20 protein-coding genes and 1 pseudogene are annotated in these 17,983 nt (G+C 29.5%); 20 read left to right on the top strand and 1 reads right to left on the bottom strand.

Features of this window, described 5'->3' with window-relative positions:
• Positions 1 to 215 precede the first annotated feature (215 nt).
• The 3 genes and pseudogenes from T483_RS0100110 to T483_RS28550 all read left to right on the top strand — a co-directional run.
• Complete coding sequence (locus tag T483_RS0100110; protein ID WP_026884970.1) at positions 216 to 683, top strand: flavodoxin; 468 nt, start codon at positions 216 to 218, stop codon at positions 681 to 683.
• A gap of 220 nt (positions 684 to 903) precedes the next feature.
• Positions 904 to 1,650 (top strand): MerR family transcriptional regulator, encoded by a 747-nt coding sequence (locus tag T483_RS0100105; RefSeq protein ID WP_026884969.1) that lies wholly within the window; start codon positions 904 to 906, stop codon positions 1,648 to 1,650.
• A 148-nt stretch (positions 1,651 to 1,798) separates the two neighbouring features.
• Positions 1,799 to 2,843 (top strand): annotated as a pseudogene (locus T483_RS28550) (IS3 family transposase); the annotation flags it as partial.
• A 134-nt stretch (positions 2,844 to 2,977) separates the two neighbouring features.
• On the opposite strand, the gene T483_RS0100090 reads toward T483_RS28550, so the two are convergent.
• Positions 2,978 to 3,853, bottom strand: coding sequence for a LysR family transcriptional regulator (locus T483_RS0100090; RefSeq protein ID WP_242841774.1), 876 nt, complete (start codon positions 3,851 to 3,853; stop codon positions 2,978 to 2,980).
• Between the two features lie 170 nt (positions 3,854 to 4,023).
• Between T483_RS0100090 and T483_RS0100085 the strand changes: the two genes are divergently transcribed.
• From T483_RS0100085 to T483_RS0100005, 17 genes are all read left to right on the top strand, one after another.
• The gene (locus T483_RS0100085; RefSeq protein WP_026884967.1) at positions 4,024 to 4,572 is read left to right on the top strand and encodes a DUF4865 family protein; all 549 of its coding nucleotides are present in this window, start codon (positions 4,024 to 4,026) and stop codon (positions 4,570 to 4,572) included.
• 211 nt (positions 4,573 to 4,783) lie between these two features.
• Complete coding sequence (locus T483_RS0100080) at positions 4,784 to 5,944, top strand: hypothetical protein (RefSeq protein WP_026884966.1); 1,161 nt, start codon at positions 4,784 to 4,786, stop codon at positions 5,942 to 5,944.
• Between the two features lie 321 nt (positions 5,945 to 6,265).
• On the top strand, positions 6,266 to 6,838 hold the full coding sequence (locus tag T483_RS0100075; RefSeq protein ID WP_026884965.1) for a class I SAM-dependent methyltransferase: 573 nt from the start codon (positions 6,266 to 6,268) through the stop codon (positions 6,836 to 6,838).
• A 217-nt stretch (positions 6,839 to 7,055) separates the two neighbouring features.
• Positions 7,056 to 7,862, top strand: a complete 807-nt coding sequence (locus T483_RS28545) for a CPBP family intramembrane glutamic endopeptidase (protein ID WP_155268438.1) — start codon at positions 7,056 to 7,058, stop codon at positions 7,860 to 7,862.
• Between the two features lie 224 nt (positions 7,863 to 8,086).
• A complete protein-coding gene (locus tag T483_RS0100065) occupies positions 8,087 to 8,698 on the top strand; it encodes a hypothetical protein (protein WP_026884964.1) in 612 nt (203 codons plus the stop codon).
• Between the two features lie 172 nt (positions 8,699 to 8,870).
• Positions 8,871 to 9,302 (top strand): hypothetical protein, encoded by a 432-nt coding sequence (locus T483_RS0100060; RefSeq protein WP_026884963.1) that lies wholly within the window; start codon positions 8,871 to 8,873, stop codon positions 9,300 to 9,302.
• A gap of 52 nt (positions 9,303 to 9,354) precedes the next feature.
• The gene (locus T483_RS0100055) at positions 9,355 to 10,101 is read left to right on the top strand and encodes an AAA family ATPase (RefSeq protein WP_012059635.1); all 747 of its coding nucleotides are present in this window, start codon (positions 9,355 to 9,357) and stop codon (positions 10,099 to 10,101) included.
• Between the two features lie 57 nt (positions 10,102 to 10,158).
• Entirely contained in the window at positions 10,159 to 10,989 is an 831-nt protein-coding gene (locus tag T483_RS0100050) for a 4Fe-4S binding protein (protein WP_026884962.1), read from the top strand.
• Positions 10,990 to 11,071: 82 nt separating this feature from the next.
• The gene (locus T483_RS0100045) at positions 11,072 to 11,968 is read left to right on the top strand and encodes a GNAT family N-acetyltransferase (protein ID WP_026884961.1); all 897 of its coding nucleotides are present in this window, start codon (positions 11,072 to 11,074) and stop codon (positions 11,966 to 11,968) included.
• 224 nt (positions 11,969 to 12,192) lie between these two features.
• The gene (locus T483_RS0100040) at positions 12,193 to 12,690 is read left to right on the top strand and encodes a DUF5673 domain-containing protein (protein ID WP_026884960.1); all 498 of its coding nucleotides are present in this window, start codon (positions 12,193 to 12,195) and stop codon (positions 12,688 to 12,690) included.
• 111 nt (positions 12,691 to 12,801) lie between these two features.
• On the top strand, positions 12,802 to 13,434 hold the full coding sequence (locus T483_RS0100035) for a CatB-related O-acetyltransferase (RefSeq protein ID WP_026884959.1): 633 nt from the start codon (positions 12,802 to 12,804) through the stop codon (positions 13,432 to 13,434).
• A 303-nt stretch (positions 13,435 to 13,737) separates the two neighbouring features.
• A complete protein-coding gene (locus T483_RS0100030) occupies positions 13,738 to 14,184 on the top strand; it encodes a DUF6442 family protein (RefSeq protein WP_026884958.1) in 447 nt (148 codons plus the stop codon).
• Positions 14,185 to 14,208: 24 nt separating this feature from the next.
• On the top strand, positions 14,209 to 14,415 hold the full coding sequence (locus T483_RS0100025) for a helix-turn-helix transcriptional regulator (RefSeq protein WP_026884957.1): 207 nt from the start codon (positions 14,209 to 14,211) through the stop codon (positions 14,413 to 14,415).
• 240 nt (positions 14,416 to 14,655) lie between these two features.
• The gene (locus T483_RS0100020) at positions 14,656 to 15,819 is read left to right on the top strand and encodes a MerR family transcriptional regulator (protein WP_026884956.1); all 1,164 of its coding nucleotides are present in this window, start codon (positions 14,656 to 14,658) and stop codon (positions 15,817 to 15,819) included.
• Positions 15,820 to 15,933: 114 nt separating this feature from the next.
• Complete coding sequence (locus tag T483_RS28540; RefSeq protein ID WP_347460289.1) at positions 15,934 to 16,599, top strand: AraC family transcriptional regulator; 666 nt, start codon at positions 15,934 to 15,936, stop codon at positions 16,597 to 16,599.
• A gap of 257 nt (positions 16,600 to 16,856) precedes the next feature.
• Positions 16,857 to 17,483, top strand: a complete 627-nt coding sequence (locus T483_RS0100010) for a hypothetical protein (protein ID WP_026884955.1) — start codon at positions 16,857 to 16,859, stop codon at positions 17,481 to 17,483.
• Positions 17,484 to 17,663: 180 nt separating this feature from the next.
• Positions 17,664 to 17,983, top strand: a 320-nt coding sequence (locus T483_RS0100005) for an AAA family ATPase (protein ID WP_026884954.1), incomplete at its 3' end; no start/stop codon positions are given.

Here is a 17,983-nt window from a genome sequence, read left to right as displayed (position 1 = left end):
ACCATTGAGTAAACTTTCTGTATTAGCAAAAAACATGGAGTAATAATGTAATTTGATATGAAATAAAATGCAATGCTGAAATACATAAAATAGTAATGTGTATATGCTAGATAAAGTATATAGATAAGTTGCAAAATCTTCTTGAATTATGTGAAAATATTGAGGGAAATATAAAAAATATCGTATAAAGGCTTAGAGGCTTTACGGAGGTAAAAATGAGCAAAATATTAGTAGTATTTTATTCTTTTTCAAATACAACAAGAATGTTAGCAGAAGAAATAGCAAAACAAACGGGAGGAGATATCAGGGAGTTAGTTCCTGAAAAGTCCTACGCTTTCAATTATAATACAGCAGCAAAGGAAGTAAGGAATGAAATTGAAAATGGATATTGCCCCAAATTATTGTCTGGAGAAGAACCAGTCAAGTCTTACGATTACATTTTTTTAGGTACTCCCAATTGGTTTAAATCGTTTGCTCCACCAATACTAAGTTTTTTAAGAAACGTGGATTTGCAGGGAAAGACTGTTATTCCCTTTTGCACTCATGGTGGGGGAGGTTTTGGGCAAATTCAAATTAATATTGCAAAAGAATGCCCGAAATCAACAATACTTCCTGGGTTTGAAGCTATGAGTAATTTTAGTGAACAACAGGTTAAAAATTGGATTGAGCAAATTGGTTTATAGAATAAAGAGAACTTATAGTTATTTACATATCTGCGTGAGATATAGTGTTGATGCAATAAATCAAAAGAATCATCTTAATAATTGAATAATATTTCATTAGTAAAATGTATCACAAATTATTTGTAGCATTGAAAATTATATATTAATAAATAAAAGCTTAGAAATAATCTTGACCCTCACCTTACAGGAGGTCTTATTATTATAAACGAGGTGAAGAATTATGCTATACACGGTTAAAGAAGTTGCAAAATTTACGGGAGTTACTGTAAAAGCACTACATCATTATCATAAAATAGGATTACTATTTCCACATGAGGTAAATGAAGCCGGCTACCGTCTTTATGGTGAAAAAGAACTTGAGCGACTTCAGCAAATATTATTTTATCGTGAGCTTGATTTTTCTCTTAGTGATATTAAAAAAGCACTTGAGGACGAGCCAAATCGGTTAGAGTGTTTAGCTAAACAACAGGAACTGCTAATTGCGCGCAAGCAGAGGACTGATGGTTTGCTAAAGACTATAAATGAATCAATTGTCCTTGGTAAGAGAGGAGAAATTATGGATAAGTCAGCAATGTTTAATGGATTCAATAAAGAGGAATGGAAGGATGCACTTTCAAATCAGAAAAACTACCTTAAAGGTAAGTATGGATATGATATGCCTGAGGTGGATGAAGCTCAAGTTAATAATATGAATGAGGCAGCTATGGAAGCACAGCAGTTTATGAACTATATAAAAGATGCTCTAAAAAATGGTGTAAAGGCTAATGATACAAGTGTACAGGAGACATTAAAAAATCATATTGAATTTTTAAATGATCATGGTCATAGGGTGGATGCAAAATCATTTGTAGCTCAAACAAAGTTCTTTTTAGATGATGATTTTCATAGGAGCATGCTTGAAAATCAATTAACTGGACTTTCTTACTACCTTTATACAGCAGCAGAAATGTATGCTTCTTTAAATTAGTAAATACTTATAGGTGGTATATTTAAAGCAACACAAATATTTTATAGTAGGTAAATTTATTTTGAATAGAATTTTATATGATGCTAGTATAGTTTTATGGACACATTCTTGAAATAAATTATAATTAAAGTAAGAGAGGTGTGTCCGAATGAGAAGGAAAAGTTATACAGAAGATTTTAAGAAAATGATAATCGAGGTCTACAACACTGGAAAACCGATTAAAGAAATCTGCAAAGAATATGGCGTTTCAACAACATCACTTAATAACTGGATCAATCAAGTTCAGCCAAAAGAGAAAATATCTAAGAAACCAATAATAACTAACAATAAGATCAGAAATAATGAAATAAAAGACGAAAAAGATGTTGAAGTGATTTTTAAGTTAAAAAAAGAAAATGAAAAAATTAGAATGGAACTTGAAATCTTAAAAAAGCTATAGCCATATTCTCAAAGGACCAAGAGATATAATTAAATTCATTGATGATAATAAATGGATCTATCCAGTAAGATTGATGTGTAAGGTCCTACACATGCCAAAAAGAACCTATTATCACTCTCATCACTATACTCCGTCCCAAAGGACGCTGGAAAGTGAAACTTTAAAAGATCAAATACTTAAAATTTATACTGAAAGTAATCGTAGGTATGGTGCGCCCAAAATTCAAAAAATTCTTGAACAATCAGGACATAAAATTAGTATTAAGAGAGTTCAACGTTTTATGAAGCAGTTAAATATACATTCGATAGTAATTAAGAAATTTAGACCTGCAAAAGCTAATAGAAAAGTTATAGAACGTAAAAATCTCCTTAAGCAAGATTTTACTACTAATAAAATAAACGAGAAATGGGTTGGAGACATAACTTATATTTATACCTTAAAAGATGGATGGTGCTATTTAGCATCTGTTATGGATTTATACACAAGAAAGATAATTGGATATTCATTTTCAAAAACAATGGATGCTTCCGTAGCGATAGCTGCTTTAGATAATGCGCATACATTTCAACAGCCTGTCGGCTCCGTTATTTTTCACTCTGACCTTGGAGTACAATATACGAGCACAGACTTTCTTAATAGATTAAAAAAATACAAAATGAAAAGCTCTAATAGCAGAAAAGGGTGCCCTTATGATAATGCCTGTATTGAGTCTTTTCATTCAATTTTGAAAAAAGAACAAGTGAACAATGTTCAATAAAAATGTGTCCAAATTATTGACCTAGATCCAGCTATACCTTCATAGTATTTTTATTTCAATTGTATAATTAGCCATAAATCTAATGGTATAAAAAATAATTACGACCTATAAGCCATACTGTTAAAAATTAATTACTGAGAATTTAAAAGATGATCATTTGTTACATTAATAAAACTTTTAAGTAAAGGATTTATTTTTAAATTCTTGTTGACTACAAACTTAATTTCTAATTCAGCAAAGTTATCTTTTAAATCATAAATGAAAAAATTATGATTTTTATGCAAAATACTTTTTGGTAAAAGTGATATGCCAAGACCTTCATCTATGCCCCTAAGGATAGATTCTAGTGAATCAAATTCAATAATAGCAGCTCCTTTAGAGTTATTATAACTCAACCATTTTTGTAAGAGCTTACGATAAGGGCAATCAGCATCTGAATTTACTATTATAGGTGCTTGTAAATCATTAATGGAATCAATGCTTATAGAAGATACTAGTGCAAGCTTTTCTTTAAATGCAATAACTTTTTTTATTTTTGAGGATGTAATTTCATCAGATATAAAAGCCCCATCTAATTCATTCTTTAAAATCATATCTAGAAGATTTTTCTGAGTTCCTGTTTTTAAGGTTAAAGATACTTCGGGATTTTTCTCATGGAATAAATAAAATAATTTAGGCAAAACAGATGCAGAAATAGTCTGAGTAGCACCTATTTTAATAGTAGAAGAAATTTTGGGAGTAAGGAACTCGCTATTAATTTCATCAATTAATTCAAGAATTTTATCTGCATACTTAAGCAATTTTTCTCCATTAGGTGTAATTACAGTTCCTTTATTGTTTCTTATAAATAAAGTAGTGTTTAATTTATTCTCCAGTAATTTAATTCGTGCAGTTATATTTGATTGGGCATAACCAAGTCTTAAAGCAGCTTTTGATATAGATTTTTCATAAGCAACTATCTGAAATATTCTTAGATCATTAATTTCCATAGTATAGAAACCTTTCATTAAAATTAATTTATATGTGCCATCACTATTAGTGATATTAAAGATTATTTATAAGTATTATACAATTTTTATAACGGGAGTTAAACTGTAAGTGTAAAAGGAAAGGCGTGAGTTGAGCAATAATTTTGCTTAAGAATTAAAAATAAAATTAAAAGGGAGGATAAAAAGAGATGATAGCAACTCAATATAAGATTATATTACCTAGCGATTATGATATGAGCATAATAAAGGTTAGAGTAAAAAACAACGGATATAAAACAGATGGATTTGAAGATTTAAAGTTTAAATTATATCTAACAACAGAAAAAGGAAAAAATGAGAATTCGCAAAATAGTTATTGTCCTTTATATGTTTGGAAAGATAGTAATGGGTTAAATAAATTTTTGTTTAATGGCTTTTATGACAATATAATAACTTCTTTTGGATGGCAGAAAGTAAATATAGGAATACCCTTAATTGATACAACAACATATAAAATCAAAGATAGTAAATATGTATTTGAGATAGAAAGAGAAATAAAACCTCAGGGAAGTCTTAATAATTTTAAAGATGAAATAGAAAAAAATATTCCAAGGATTAAAGAAAGTGAGTTCATAGTTATTTACAATCCTGATAAATGGAAATATCATGTGTTTTTCTTCATAGATGATTTAAGCAAGATAAAATCAGTAGAAGGAACAACTTATGATATACTTCACATATCACAAGAAAAAATATAAATGCAAATTCATTTAGAATAATCAGTCGGGAATCTTCTTTCTTTTCAATAAGGTATATGGAGCTGTATGAAAGTCATGTTTCAGAAGAAACCTTCATTTTTTATAAATTTATTGTTTTAGAACAAGTGTTCTGATAAAATATTTTTATAGTTCACTTTATAATTAAGAAAATTAATAAACTCTAAGATTAGAAAATAAAGGACTGATTGTTATGAAAAAAGATGAAGAAAATCCAGAATACTTTGCTAAGCATAATAAGAACATGGATGATAGTGACATCCTACCATCAATAGAATTTCTTGAAAATATAGCCTGCGAGTACAACAGTGATGGCACCGAGAGAAACTTTGCTGAAAAGCTGGAGGCATGCAGACGTGAGAAATACAGATCTGCTGATGTATCAGCCATCACAGGTGAAAGTGTGCATATTGATCCTGAAAAATTAGATAGAGTTCCAGAAGGCAGGTTCAATACAGAGGTTGATGGTGCACATTTTGAATGCTTTTATCAAGCAAGCGAATATGATTATCTCTACGTTGTGCTCGATACAATGCGCGACGATAAGACAATTGCACAAGGTCCACTTCCACGTTTTCATAAGTGGTCATGGTCTACGTTTCTTAAAGGACATTTGTTAAGTATTGAAGACCCCATGTACTTTGAATCTGACATCTCTGTTGGGTGGTTTTATGGGACGAAAGAACGAGATTACCGCGATGCTACGGCAAAGCTTGTTATGAGAGTGGCAAAGCGCCTAGGCGTCGCTAATGAGCATATCATTTTTTATTCAGTCTCATCAGGGGGAACATCGGGTTTATTCACTGCTGAAAAAATCTCTGGCAGCGTTGCAATAGCATCGAATCCACAACTTGATCTTACGCGTTTTCTTCCAAGTGCACTTGCTAATTTTAAAGAATATACTGGTATTGATCTTGCCTATGAAAAGGAATATGGAGATGCAGGGCGTGTGGATTTTGCTCATGTTTTATCTACAAATAGCCTTTCTAAATACCTAGTTATTATAAATTGTCGCTCAAAGATAGACTTTAATGATCAGCTCATTCCATTCTGTAAGCAACTTGGTATAACCCCTCATTATGGTTTGCAAAAGGTAGGAAACTTAATTATATGGGTAATAGATGCCCCAGGTCCGCATCCGCATCTATATTATGAAAGTAAGACTATGTATTTCGCCATTGATTTCCTTGCAAAAACATTAGCAGAAGGTGGCGATATAGATAGGCTTAAATCACTATATATAATGTTTAGCGAGTTCTGGCATGAGAAGGCAGGACTGATTGCAGGAGATCCAGAATGTTTAGCTGACGCTGATCCAGTAGGAAAGTCGTTTGCTGAACAGTTGAAAAGATAATAGTTGTTAAATTAAATAAACTACAGATCACAATATCACAAATTCGTTATCAATAATGAATTTGTAATATTTTTTGTTTAATAAATACTATAGATAACTCAACTACAATCTATACTTATGCGTATACCTCACCGAAATGAATACGTATTTGTTCCATATGACTATGAAAATTTTGCTAGAAGGTTCTATATAAAAAGAATGAAGTTTTTATATGAAAGTAGAAATATTTCTTTGAAAATTAAATACTAAATACTTACAAAATATACTATAATTAATAAAGGATGGCAAATAATTGCGTAATGTATTGTTGGAGGAAACAAGATGGAGTATATGGGAAATAGAGAATACTGGGATAATAAATTTGCTAATAGAAGTGGTAATCCATTAAATCCAGAAAAATCTGTAACTGAAAATATTACATATTTCAAAAAAGGATCTGTTCTTGATATAGCATGTGGAGATGGTAGAAATACTTTGTTTCTACTTGAAAATGGATTCGAAGTAACAGGCGTTGATTTTAGTAATAAAGCTCTTGATAGGCTTAAGACATTTGCTAAAAGAAATAATTATTTAGTTAATACAAAGCAAGTTGACTTAAGTATATCTAATTATTTAAAGGATATTGGAATATTTGATAATATCTTAATCAATCATTACAGGTTAAGTAAAGAGCAGATTGGAGACTTAGAAAATCATATAACTGATAATGGGATTTTATTTGTTTGTGGTTTTGGGCATAAGCATAAGGTTGATTCTAAAATTAGAAAAGAGGATCTTATTCAACCAGCAGATTTTGAAAATTTAAAGAAATCCTTTGAGTTAATTGAAAATATAGAAAATGAAGATGATAGAGGCTTTTTTGTTATTTATATTTTCCGTAAAAGGTCAGCGTAAGGCACAATATATAAATAGAGCTAAATCATTATCTAAACAATTTGATGCAGTAAATTATGAAGATGTTTTCTGGAAAGTTGAATGATATATGTTTATATAATACTTTATATTTTGAATTTAAAATTGAAATGTAAAAATAATATAGGGAATTTGTTCTAATTATCGGTAAATTGATAGCAATAATATTAAGATTATCCTTTGTAGAAAAGAGGTAACTATGACTGTTAAGAATTTTATAAGAAAAGATCCTGGAAAAGTATATATTATTACTGTGCTTTTAATTACATGGATTATTACAATTATGTTGTTTATTAATCCTAATATAGGTAAAAAGGATTTTGCTTTAATCATGTTCATTCCAGCAATATTAGCTATTATCTTTAATAAGATTACAAATGATCATCAAGTAAATTTATTTAAATATACAACTTTGAAATCAGTATTGTTTGGAATTTTTTATCCTATTGTTTTTATAGTGATTTGCTCATTTATAGCTCAACTTACTGGTGTTGGAAATATCAGTATAAACAAGGAATTCACATTCAAAAGTATTATAATTCTAATAGTGTCTGTAGTTGCCGGTTTATTCTTAGCTTTGGGAGAAGAATATGGATGGAGGGTATATCTACTTCCTAGATTAACAAAAGAGTATGGTAAAACGAAAGCAACTATAATTGTAGGTGTAGTATGGGGATTGTATCACATTCCTGCTGTTTTTCTTTTGGCAAAAGCAACCGGAATAGGTAATCCATTATTCTTATGTGTTATCCAAGCATTTGCTGCCTTTACATATAGTTTTCCTTCATCTTATTGTTACTATTCTTCGAGGAGTTTATTACCAGTGCTATTTCTGCACTCGGTGTGGAATGTGGTTAATCCTTTGATGCTCGGTGATATTTATACAAACACATCTGGATTGATAAGTGGAGATATAATAAAAATAAATGGAGAGGGTGTACTTGGATGTATTTTAGGTGCAATGATGATTTTATATTTTGTAAAGCAATTTAGAAAAGATATATAAAGAGAAATATCAGTATTTATAGGTTATATAGATATACAACTTTAAAGCTATATTTATGTGGTAACTTACCGAAATAATAAATATTTTGATTTCGAAAATACTTATAATTCCCTTGGAGTATAGGAACTTAAAGTTTTAGAAAATTGGCAAATGTGTTTATTTAATAAGTCAAATATTTAAATTAGCTAATCTATATTATAAAATCACAGATAAGGAGAAGAAAAATGAAAAAACTTGATATTAAAAGTATAACTATAGGTTTTGTGATTGGAGCAATAGGAGTTTCTGTAGTTTTTGCAGCAATAGGAAGAATATCAGCAACTACTAATGCGAAAAAGACTGTTGTGGTTTCATCTGAAGGAAAAGCATCAGAATCTGCTAGTGGTGAAACTGGTAATATGTCTTCAGGAGAAGCGGTAAAATCAGCTGTTATCAATAATGATAAGGTATATTTTAATGGTAAAGAAATTGATTTAAAGAAACCTTTGGTTACCATTGAAAAGGATGGAGAGTCAGAACCTCAATTATACATGCCAATGGATGAATTGTTAGAATATATGCATTTTAAAGTTGAATTCAATAACAAAGATAATGCTGTGTATTTAACTATGGGCCAAGATAATCAACAAAACGCAGAAGCTATAAGTGGCATTTCAGCAAATGAAGCAGATGCAAAAGCTATAGATACCATTCAGAAAACAGGTAATTGGGGATATATTGAAAAATACATACCACATATGTCTGCTGATGGGATTAAACAGCTTGTAGATATATATAACTCTAAACATTCAAACCCATCTGAGCATAAGAATGCATCAGATTATATAAAGAACTAAATTTAATTGGGAAAATAACCCGAAAGGGGGAAATGCAATTAAGAGGAAATATTTAATTATAGCAAGTATACTAGCTGTTCTAACTGGTATAGCATATATTTTATTTCCAGAGAAATATCTTTTTGTAAAAAGTACAAATTTGAAAGATGATAGTTTGACTGGAGTTTGTTTGATGGAACAAGTTGATATATCAGATTTAGAAGAGAAATTCGGAAAATTGACAAATGATAATATTAATAAAAATGGATTAAGGGGTTTAGAATTTGATAATACATCTTATTCTGTATATGTTCAAATGGATAAAGATAATAAGGTTATTTGGATATCTGTTGGATATTCCAATAAGTCAGATAATATAAAGTTTACAACAGGCAGAGATATAAGCTCAGAATCTACATTTTCAGATGTATTAAATGCTTATGGTGATAATTATGTCAAAAAAACTTATTCAGATTTTATGGGTAGCGGTGATGGATATGATGTTACATATATTGACAAGGAGCAAAAGACTTCAATTGAATTTGAGTTTAATGAAAGTAATCCTTATTCAGATAAAAAGGAAGAATTTCTTCACTATATTACTCTAAAAAAACTTATGAATTAATGGGATAAGAAATAAGTTTCAATGGAAAAAGGAACAATGAGGTGATATATGAGTGCTATATGATAATATGTATATAAAGGAAATACGTCTCAAGAAAGAAATTCATAAAGATGATAGCTATATTAAAGAGTTACCTGTAGTTAATAACTTAACCAGCTTAGACATATCAAGAAATGTAACATTTTTTGTTGGTGAAAATGGTAGCGGAAAATCAACATTATTAGAAGCTATTGCTGTTAATAGTGGATTTAATGCAGAAGGAGGAACTAAAAACTTTTGTTTTTCATCAAGAGAAACACATTCAGATTTATATAAATATATTACTGTAGTTAAAGGTGTGCAGAGGCCTCGCGATGGTTTCTTTCTAAGGGCAGAAAGTTTTTATAATGTAGCTACAGAAATAGAGAAACTTGATTTAGAAAGCTCTGGGGGAGTTCCTGTCATAAAGAGTTATGGAGGTACATCATTACATAAGATGTCACATGGTGAAAGTTTTATTACACTAATGACCAATCGTTTTAGTGGAAATGGATTATATATCTTGGATGAACCAGAAGCGGCATTATCACCTCTAAAACAAATGGCTATGCTTACTATTATTAATGAGCTAGTAAAGAAAAGATCACAGTTTATCATAGCAACTCATTCACCAATATTAATGGCATACCCAGGTGCAGATATATTTGTTATTGATGATGATGGAATTACGAAAACTCCTTATAAAAAGACTGATAACTATATGATAACAAGAAAGTTTTTAGAAAATCCTGAAAAGATGATGGGTTATTTATTTGAATAGATTATTATAGTAAAACTAAATCGCGTATTGGTAATATAAATTAGGGGGATAGGAAAGATGGATAAACAATATTTTATAAAAACTGCAGAGGACTTTGTTGAGAATTCACAAGATAACTATATAACAAAGGAAATAGCTATTTCGGAAAATGTTGTAGGGATGAGAATTTTTGATGCTCCAATTTTGGCATTTGGTTCTGTGGATGATGAGTACTTTACATCATTGAAACAACCATCAGCAATTGGGAAACACTTCATGCTTCCAAAAGAGTGGTTACCGCAATCAAAAACTGTGATATCATTTTTCTTACCATTTAGCGAAGCGGTTAAAAGGGGAAATAGAAGTAATATGTCATGGCCTTCTGAAGAATGGCTTCATGGACGTATTGAAGGTCAGAGTTTGTTAAATAAGTTGTGTATGCATTTAAAGTCTGAATTGATTAATGCAGGATATAACAGTGTCGTACCTACTTTAGATGAAAGATTCTGGTCAAATGCTAATCATCCAAAGCATGAAGAAAAATTTACAAGCAACTGGTCTGAAAGACATGCTGCTTTTGTATGCGGACTTGGAACATTCGGACTTTCTAAAGGACTTATAACAAAGAAAGGCATATCTGGAAGACTTGGCAGCATCATCACAGAATTATACTTATCACCTGATAAGAGAGAATACGAAAATATATATGAGTACTGTTCAATGTGTGGTAAATGCGTAAAAAATTGTCCAGCTAATGCAATATCCATAGAAAATGGGAAGAATCATATTATATGCTCTGAATTTTTGGACAAAACAATGGAAAAACATAAGCCTAGATATGGCTGTGGAAAGTGTCAGATAGATGTACCTTGTGAATCTAGAATGCCTAAAAAGCATAATGTAAAATGAATATTATATTTATATTAATTAGTGCGCATCTTTCTTATTTTGAGAAACAAGTATAGTTTATAAAATGAGAGGAAATAAGATTATGGAATATATAAATGTTAATGGCAAAGATTATAGATTCATTATTGGAGCTGGTGATGATGGTGCATATAGAACGAGTTTTAATGCTTTAACTGAGAAAACATTTGGATTTAATTTTGAAAAATGGTATCAAGACGGATACTGGAAGAACCAATACATACCATATTCGCTCATGGATGGAGATGTGGTTGTTTCCAATGTATCAGTTAATATAATGAATTTTGAGGTTTTTGGAAAGGTTAGACGATATATTCAGTTAGGAACGGTTATGACTGATGTTGGTTATAGAAACCAGGGACTGCTTCGGGCGATTATGGAAAAAGTCATTATGGACTGGACGGATAAAGGAGATTTACTTTATTTATTTGCCAATAACTCTGTTCTTGATTTCTATCCTAAATTTGGTTTTGCTAAATTAAATCAATACCAGTACACAAAATTAATAAGTAAAAAGGGTAAAGGAAAATTGGCGGAAAAATTGGATATGTCTGATGAACGTGATAGATCCTTAGTCTATGATAAAGCAAATGTTATATCTTCATTTTCTAAAATTTCTATGCGTAGTAATGCAGAATTAATTATGTTTTATTGTAATTTGTTTATGAGTGATAGTGTTTATTACATAAAAGATCATGACGCTGTTGTAATTGCAAATTTTATTGATGATACAATAGAATTATTAGATGTTTTTTGTGAAGAGAATGTTTCTATAGATGAAATACTTAATTATTTAGCTAATGAAAATATAAAAAGAGTAAAACTTTATTTTACGCCCAAAGAAACAGATTCGTATATAAAAACGCCATTAGAAGGAGAAGATACCTTATTTGCCCTTGGAAAAGATACAATATTACTTAAAAATAATCAGTTTATGTTTTCAGAGTTATCTCATACTTAATATATAAAGGATGAGTGTAATATACAAGTGATTAAACTTAGGAAAATAGAAAATACATTTATAAGCATTTCAAAAATTATATTAATATTGGACAAGTATACGTATGAAAGTTCTTTTTATGAAATTATACCATAAAGCGAATGATAGAACTCCAGAAATATATATTTACAATTTATGCTATAATAGATTAATAATGTTTAATTTGAAATGATGGGGTGTATAACTTGAATAAATTTTCAGTATTTTCATTTATTAATATAGTAATGATTATTCTTGGAATATGGATTTTTCTAAAGGATATATATACATCATATACCCATGGAAGAAATATTGTAAAAGCAAAAAAAGATACAGGATCAATCATTTTCTGGGGAATATCATTAATATTCTGGTGTATATTATCATGGGTTAATATAAAACTTTATCTTAGCTATAGGAATAATATAATTAATAACATCTTTACTAGTATACTTAGTATAGAGATTTCAATATCTAATATAATACGATCATTAAGAAGTTTAGGAATAAGAGAAAATGGAATTTATAAATCTGGATATTTTTATAAATGGGATAAAATTAAAAGTTATAATTGGACATCACCAAATACAATCGAATTTAAAATTAGCACTTTTTTTAAAGGTAACTCGAGATTTGAATTTACTATAGATGAAGAAGCTAAGCCCAAAGTGGACGAAGTAATCCAAAGAAATATCGCGTTATAATTAATCATAAATAAAAAATGAAGATTATCGTACTGGGAGTGGTTTAATGAGGAAATGCATTGTAGTAATGGAATAGTCAAAAGCAACTTAATATAAAGGAGAGAACTAAAAATGACTATTCCAAATGCAAATAAAATATATCCAAGAAGTAATGATTACCAAACCATATATCTTAAAAATGTAATTACAAGGTCTAATATAAAAGTTGGAGATTATACAATATATAATGATTTTTATAATGATCCAAGAGAGTTTGAAAAGAATAATGTACTATATCAGTATCCTATAAACAATGATAAATTAATAATTGGCAAGTTTTGTTCAATTGCATGTAAAGCAAAGTTTCTCATGACTAGTGGGAATCACACAATGATATCACTATCTACTTATACATTTCCAATATTTTATGAGGAATGGGGTTTAGATGTCAGCCTTATAACAAATGCTTGGGATAATAAAGGCGATATTGTAATTGGAAATGATGTATGGATAGGTTATGACGCTATAATTATGTCAGGTGTGAAAATAGGTGATGGTGCAATTATTGGTACTAGAGCAATAGTTACTAATGATGTTCCGCCTTATACTATTGTTGGAGGCATACCTGCAAAAGTTATAAAGAAAAGATTTAGAGATGACATAATTTTAAAGTTGCTGAAAATTAAGTGGTGGGATTGGCCATATGAAAAGATCAAAGCAAATATTAAATACATTCAGTCAGGGGATATTGATAAATTAATGTAACATGTTGTGGCTAAAAATTCTTAAAAGACATATCAACGGTTGATATGTCTTTTTTTACACAGTAAATTATATAAATAGAAAAGTTCAAACAAAAATTTAAGAATTACTGTGAGAATACTTATTGCTTATTTCCGTTTATATGGTAAGAGCATAGATATTGTAGTTCGAGATACACAACTTTCCTATATCACGAATCAATAAAAAAATAAATAAACAATTTTAAAATGGCATTATTCGAGAGTTTGAATTTGCGTTTTTTTATGTGAAATTTGTAAGTGTAGAGTAATCTAGAGAGCCTATATAATGCAAAGAAAACTTGGTAAAAATATTGACAATAAAACTTGGCATGATATAATAAAAATACCAAGTGTACTTGTCAAGGAACTGAAAGGTGGAATATATATGAATAGAGATGAAATTTTAGCAAGAAGCAAAAAAGAAAACTTATTAAATGATGAACGTGAGCGATGTATTCAAAAATCAGCAAATCAGAATTCTTATTTTGCAGTGATTATTATATTTGCTATTTTCTCAATAATTCTTTTTATACAAAAACTTATAACAGGCGGAGCTTTTGCAGATTACAGAGTGTTTTCGTTAGCTTTGTTGATCGCAATGATTGGGCAAAGCGGAACAGTTTATTATTATAATAGAGATAAGAAAGTGTATTTAGTATGTACTATTTTAGGAATTATTGGGGCAATTGCTGGTATGGCTTCAATTGTTGGAAGTGGCATGGGGTGGTTTTAATTGTCAGCATTTAAAAAGGGACAGATGGAAGAACTGGTATTACATAATAATTTAAAGAAAGTCAGAACAGAACAAAAATTATCTCAATCTCAATTGGCAGAAATGGTTGGTGTATCAAGAAATACAATTAGCTCTATTGAGACAGGGCAATTTAATCCTACTGCAAAATTAGCGCTTGTTCTTTGCGTCGCGTTAGATAAAAAATTTGAAGAATTATTTTATTTTGATTGATAAAGTTTAATTTAGAAGATTTGATTATAGATGTTATTATATATGAAAATTCAATAGTAAATTAGGATATCGCATTATTCATAAATAAGAATGAATTTGCGATATTTTTTTACAGTATTGACCCTAACACTGCGTCATAGTGTAATATAAAAATAGAGATTAGATATATTACTTAAACTTTTTGCCGGCAGATTACTAAATAATATTTAAGGCTCTAAAATTGAATTCTGAGGTGTAGCAATGAGAACAGTAAAACAAGTTTCAGATTTGACAGGAATAAGTATACGCGCACTGCATTATTATGATGAAATAGGCTTATTGAAGCCTAGTGAAATAACAGAAACAGGTTACAGACTTTATGATGATGAAGCTCTTAAAACTTTACAGCAGATTTTGTTTTTTAAAGAGCTTGATATACCTTTGAAGGAAATTAAAGATATAATGTCAAGTCCATACTTTAATAAAATGCAGGCACTAGAAAACCAAAAAAAGCTGCTTATTTTAAAGCGAAAAAGATTGAATGGCTTAATAGACCTTATAAATAAAACATTAAAAGGAGAAGGAACTATGGATTTTAGAGAATTTGATATGAGTGAATACTATAATGTGTTGGAAGAATTTAAAACAGAGCATGAAGATAAAGTAATTAAAACATATGGAAGCATAGATAAATATAATGAATTTATTGAAAAATGCAAGCTGAAGGAAGATGAGATTGCTAAGGCTGCTATAAAGCAATATGGAAGTATTGAGAGATATGCAAAAGCTGTAAAAAATAATCTTAATAATATTACTACATCATCTTTAGAAGAGCAATTTGATAAGTTTAAAAAAGATTGTATAGAAGATAAACATCCTAAATTAAAAGAATTATTTAAAAAGCTTACAACTGATTTGAGTAAAAACACTTCTTCAAATGAGATTCAAGAAATTGCTAAAGAAATAGTAAATACAGCTAAAAAAGATTATGAATTTTTCAAAAGTGATAGGGGAGATGATTATTGGTATTACATGGCGAATCTCTACTCGATGTATCCTGGTTGGATAGAAGTAGTTGATAAGAAATATGGCAGTGGTGCATCTAAATTTATAGGAGAAGTTCTAAAAAAATGTCCTGGTACTAAGCTGCCTAAAATAGAACAGCTATATAATAAGCTTACATCCGATTTAAGTAAAAACCATTATTCAAAAGAAGTTCAAGAAATTGTACATGAAATAGCAGATGAGACAAAAAAGCAGCATCAAGATTTAAAAGTAGATAATGGAGAAAATTACTGGGGGTATACTGCAGAACTTTATTTATCAAATGCTACGTATATAAAAGTCATTGATGAGAAATATGGAAATGGAGCATCTAAATTTATTGGGGAAGCTTTGAAATTTTACTCTGAAAACAGTAAATAGTAATTTGGATAAAAGATTATATAAAAAATCCGCAGAAAATATCAAGTATGTTACCTTATCTTAGCTTATAATTCTTTTGAAAGATGAGGTGTTTCTTATGAAAAAGACAAAGACATACTTAGGAGTTTAGATATAGCAATTTCACTGTATTTTGAGTCTGCTGAAAGTTTTACAAGAGCCTTTAAGAAGAGATATGGAATTACGCCGATGGAATATAGAAAAAATGGTATTGATGTGTTGATTGGAAATCATAATCCAATGCAAATTGATAAAATCACTGAATCCAATTATGCAAATCTTCAACCAGAAATAGTAACATTTCAACCTAAATGTGTTGTTGGATTTAGATATTACATGAGTATTGGGAAAAATAACAGTATTGAAATGTGGGAAAAGTTGAACGCTCAATTAGAGAAGCAAAAGTATATTCCAATGAATAATAATAGATATAGTATTTATGAAACAAGTGGTACATGCCTGCAAAATACATTTAATAAAAATAGTGAAACCACTTTATTTATAGGAATTGAAACATCGGGTGACAATAATATTCCAGAAGGAATGGAATTAAAAGAAATTAGTGGTGGAAAGTATGCTAAATTCATACACAAAGGCGCAGTGAAAAACTTGATTTCTACATATCATTATATTTGGGGTGTCTGGTTTCCTAATAGTAGTTTTCAACCTGATGACAGAGATGATTTAGAATGCTATACAGAGAAATTTTTAGGAGTTGAAGATGAAGAATCACAGATTGAAATTTATTTCCCTATACAATAACGAACATGCAACAAAAGTTCATCAAATCTCAATTTATAGATAGGTTACAAATCTTATCATTTCTGATTAATTATACCGAAATTTGAAAATTGAATGGTGTGATATTTATATTTTATAGAAGAACTATTTAACAATAGTTAATAAACTATGAATTTTATAAGTTGTTCCATAAGTTGATGTATACTATGCTATAATTTACTATAATGGTATTAAATTGCTATTGATATGGTGAATATGATTATGGTGAGGGAAAAATAATGAACTGTTATAAAGAAAAATGTATTTTAGGTGAATGGAAATCTAATGGTGGAAAAGGAAAACTTAGTGTTGAAAAGATAGGTGAAACCTATAAGTGCACTTGGAGTAGCGATAAAGAAAATTCCAATTATGAGTATTCTGGAATCGGAATGTTACTTGATGATAAGCTAATCGTATCAAGATATTTAAAGCAGGTTCCAATGGCTGGAATCGGTATGTATAAACAAATCGGTGATTTACGGTCAAATTCAGCTCTTTGGGCTTCAACACAGAATTTCGATACATTAGGTTCTGGGATTGCATTAAGGAATGAAACAAGCGAAAGTTTTGAAGGTAATTATAAGGTTAGGTACTTTATAAAAGAATATGAATCTCCTGTTTTTGATCTAAAAATTATAAAGAAAGAGAAAAGTGATGATTTGTATGACTTAAGTTGGTCTGTAAACAATGAAGTTCAATTACAAGGAATTGGTATGAAATATGATAGACATATGTTTTTAGCATATGGTGGAATAAATTTTGAGTATGAAATAGTTATTTTAAAGATTGGTAATCAAGATACATTAAGTGGCAAATGTGCTTCTATAAGAAATAGTAGCGTTAGTGAAGAAATATATATTAGATAGTATGCTAAAATCGCCTTATTAAGGAGGTTAAATTTACATATTTCTTTATGCACAATAAGTAGATTTAACGAATTAACTAATAGTAGTATTCTTTGAAAATTTAATAATGCAATATTTACAAAATATCCTGTAATTAACTAAAATGCAAATAATAAATTTGAGTTATGGAGGTTAAAAGAAATGTCAAGAGGAATTATTATTTTTGGTTCAGCCGGTTCTGGAAAAACGACATTAGGAAAATTGGCTGCAAAAAAGCTTGGCTTTCCGTATTTTGATATAGATGATTATATTTGGAGAAAAGATACAGATAAACCTTTTACTGTTATGCATACGCATGAAGAAAAGATTAACAGATTAATGACAGATATATCAAAAAGAACTCATTTTGTGATGGCAGGTTCAATGGATAGTTTTAATCAGCCCTTTGTTCCATTATTTGATTTAGCTATACATATTACTGCATCTGTTAATACTAGAATTGCCCGAATTCATAAGAGAGA

Origin of the sequence: Clostridium beijerinckii HUN142 (genome assembly GCF_000621745.1) — a bacterium.
Classification (GTDB): domain Bacteria; phylum Bacillota; class Clostridia; order Clostridiales; family Clostridiaceae; genus Clostridium; species Clostridium beijerinckii_A.
Note: the sequence above shows the minus strand (reverse complement) of the source record. Positions and strands in the feature narration are given on the sequence as shown.

What these genes read in the sequence shown, in the direction of transcription:
- T483_RS0100080 (WP_026884966.1), top strand. Translation starts at nt 4,784, where the DNA reads ATGAAAAAAGATGAAGAAAATCCAGAATACTTTGCTAAGCATAATAAG.
- T483_RS0100090 (WP_242841774.1), bottom strand. Translation starts at nt 3,853, where the DNA reads ATGAAAGGTTTCTATACTATGGAAATTAATGATCTAAGAATATTTCAG.
- T483_RS0100075 (WP_026884965.1), top strand. Translation starts at nt 6,266, where the DNA reads ATGGAGTATATGGGAAATAGAGAATACTGGGATAATAAATTTGCTAAT.
- T483_RS0100065 (WP_026884964.1), top strand. Translation starts at nt 8,087, where the DNA reads ATGAAAAAACTTGATATTAAAAGTATAACTATAGGTTTTGTGATTGGA.
- T483_RS0100050 (WP_026884962.1), top strand. Translation starts at nt 10,159, where the DNA reads ATGGATAAACAATATTTTATAAAAACTGCAGAGGACTTTGTTGAGAAT.
- T483_RS0100010 (WP_026884955.1), top strand. Translation starts at nt 16,857, where the DNA reads ATGAACTGTTATAAAGAAAAATGTATTTTAGGTGAATGGAAATCTAAT.
- T483_RS0100035 (WP_026884959.1), top strand. Translation starts at nt 12,802, where the DNA reads ATGACTATTCCAAATGCAAATAAAATATATCCAAGAAGTAATGATTAC.
- T483_RS0100060 (WP_026884963.1), top strand. Translation starts at nt 8,871, where the DNA reads ATGGAACAAGTTGATATATCAGATTTAGAAGAGAAATTCGGAAAATTG.
- T483_RS0100085 (WP_026884967.1), top strand. Translation starts at nt 4,024, where the DNA reads ATGATAGCAACTCAATATAAGATTATATTACCTAGCGATTATGATATG.
- T483_RS0100045 (WP_026884961.1), top strand. Translation starts at nt 11,072, where the DNA reads ATGGAATATATAAATGTTAATGGCAAAGATTATAGATTCATTATTGGA.
- T483_RS0100110 (WP_026884970.1), top strand. Translation starts at nt 216, where the DNA reads ATGAGCAAAATATTAGTAGTATTTTATTCTTTTTCAAATACAACAAGA.
- T483_RS0100105 (WP_026884969.1), top strand. Translation starts at nt 904, where the DNA reads ATGCTATACACGGTTAAAGAAGTTGCAAAATTTACGGGAGTTACTGTA.
- T483_RS0100025 (WP_026884957.1), top strand. Translation starts at nt 14,209, where the DNA reads ATGGAAGAACTGGTATTACATAATAATTTAAAGAAAGTCAGAACAGAA.
- T483_RS0100020 (WP_026884956.1), top strand. Translation starts at nt 14,656, where the DNA reads ATGAGAACAGTAAAACAAGTTTCAGATTTGACAGGAATAAGTATACGC.
- T483_RS0100030 (WP_026884958.1), top strand. Translation starts at nt 13,738, where the DNA reads ATGCAAAGAAAACTTGGTAAAAATATTGACAATAAAACTTGGCATGAT.
- T483_RS28545 (WP_155268438.1), top strand. Translation starts at nt 7,056, where the DNA reads ATGACTGTTAAGAATTTTATAAGAAAAGATCCTGGAAAAGTATATATT.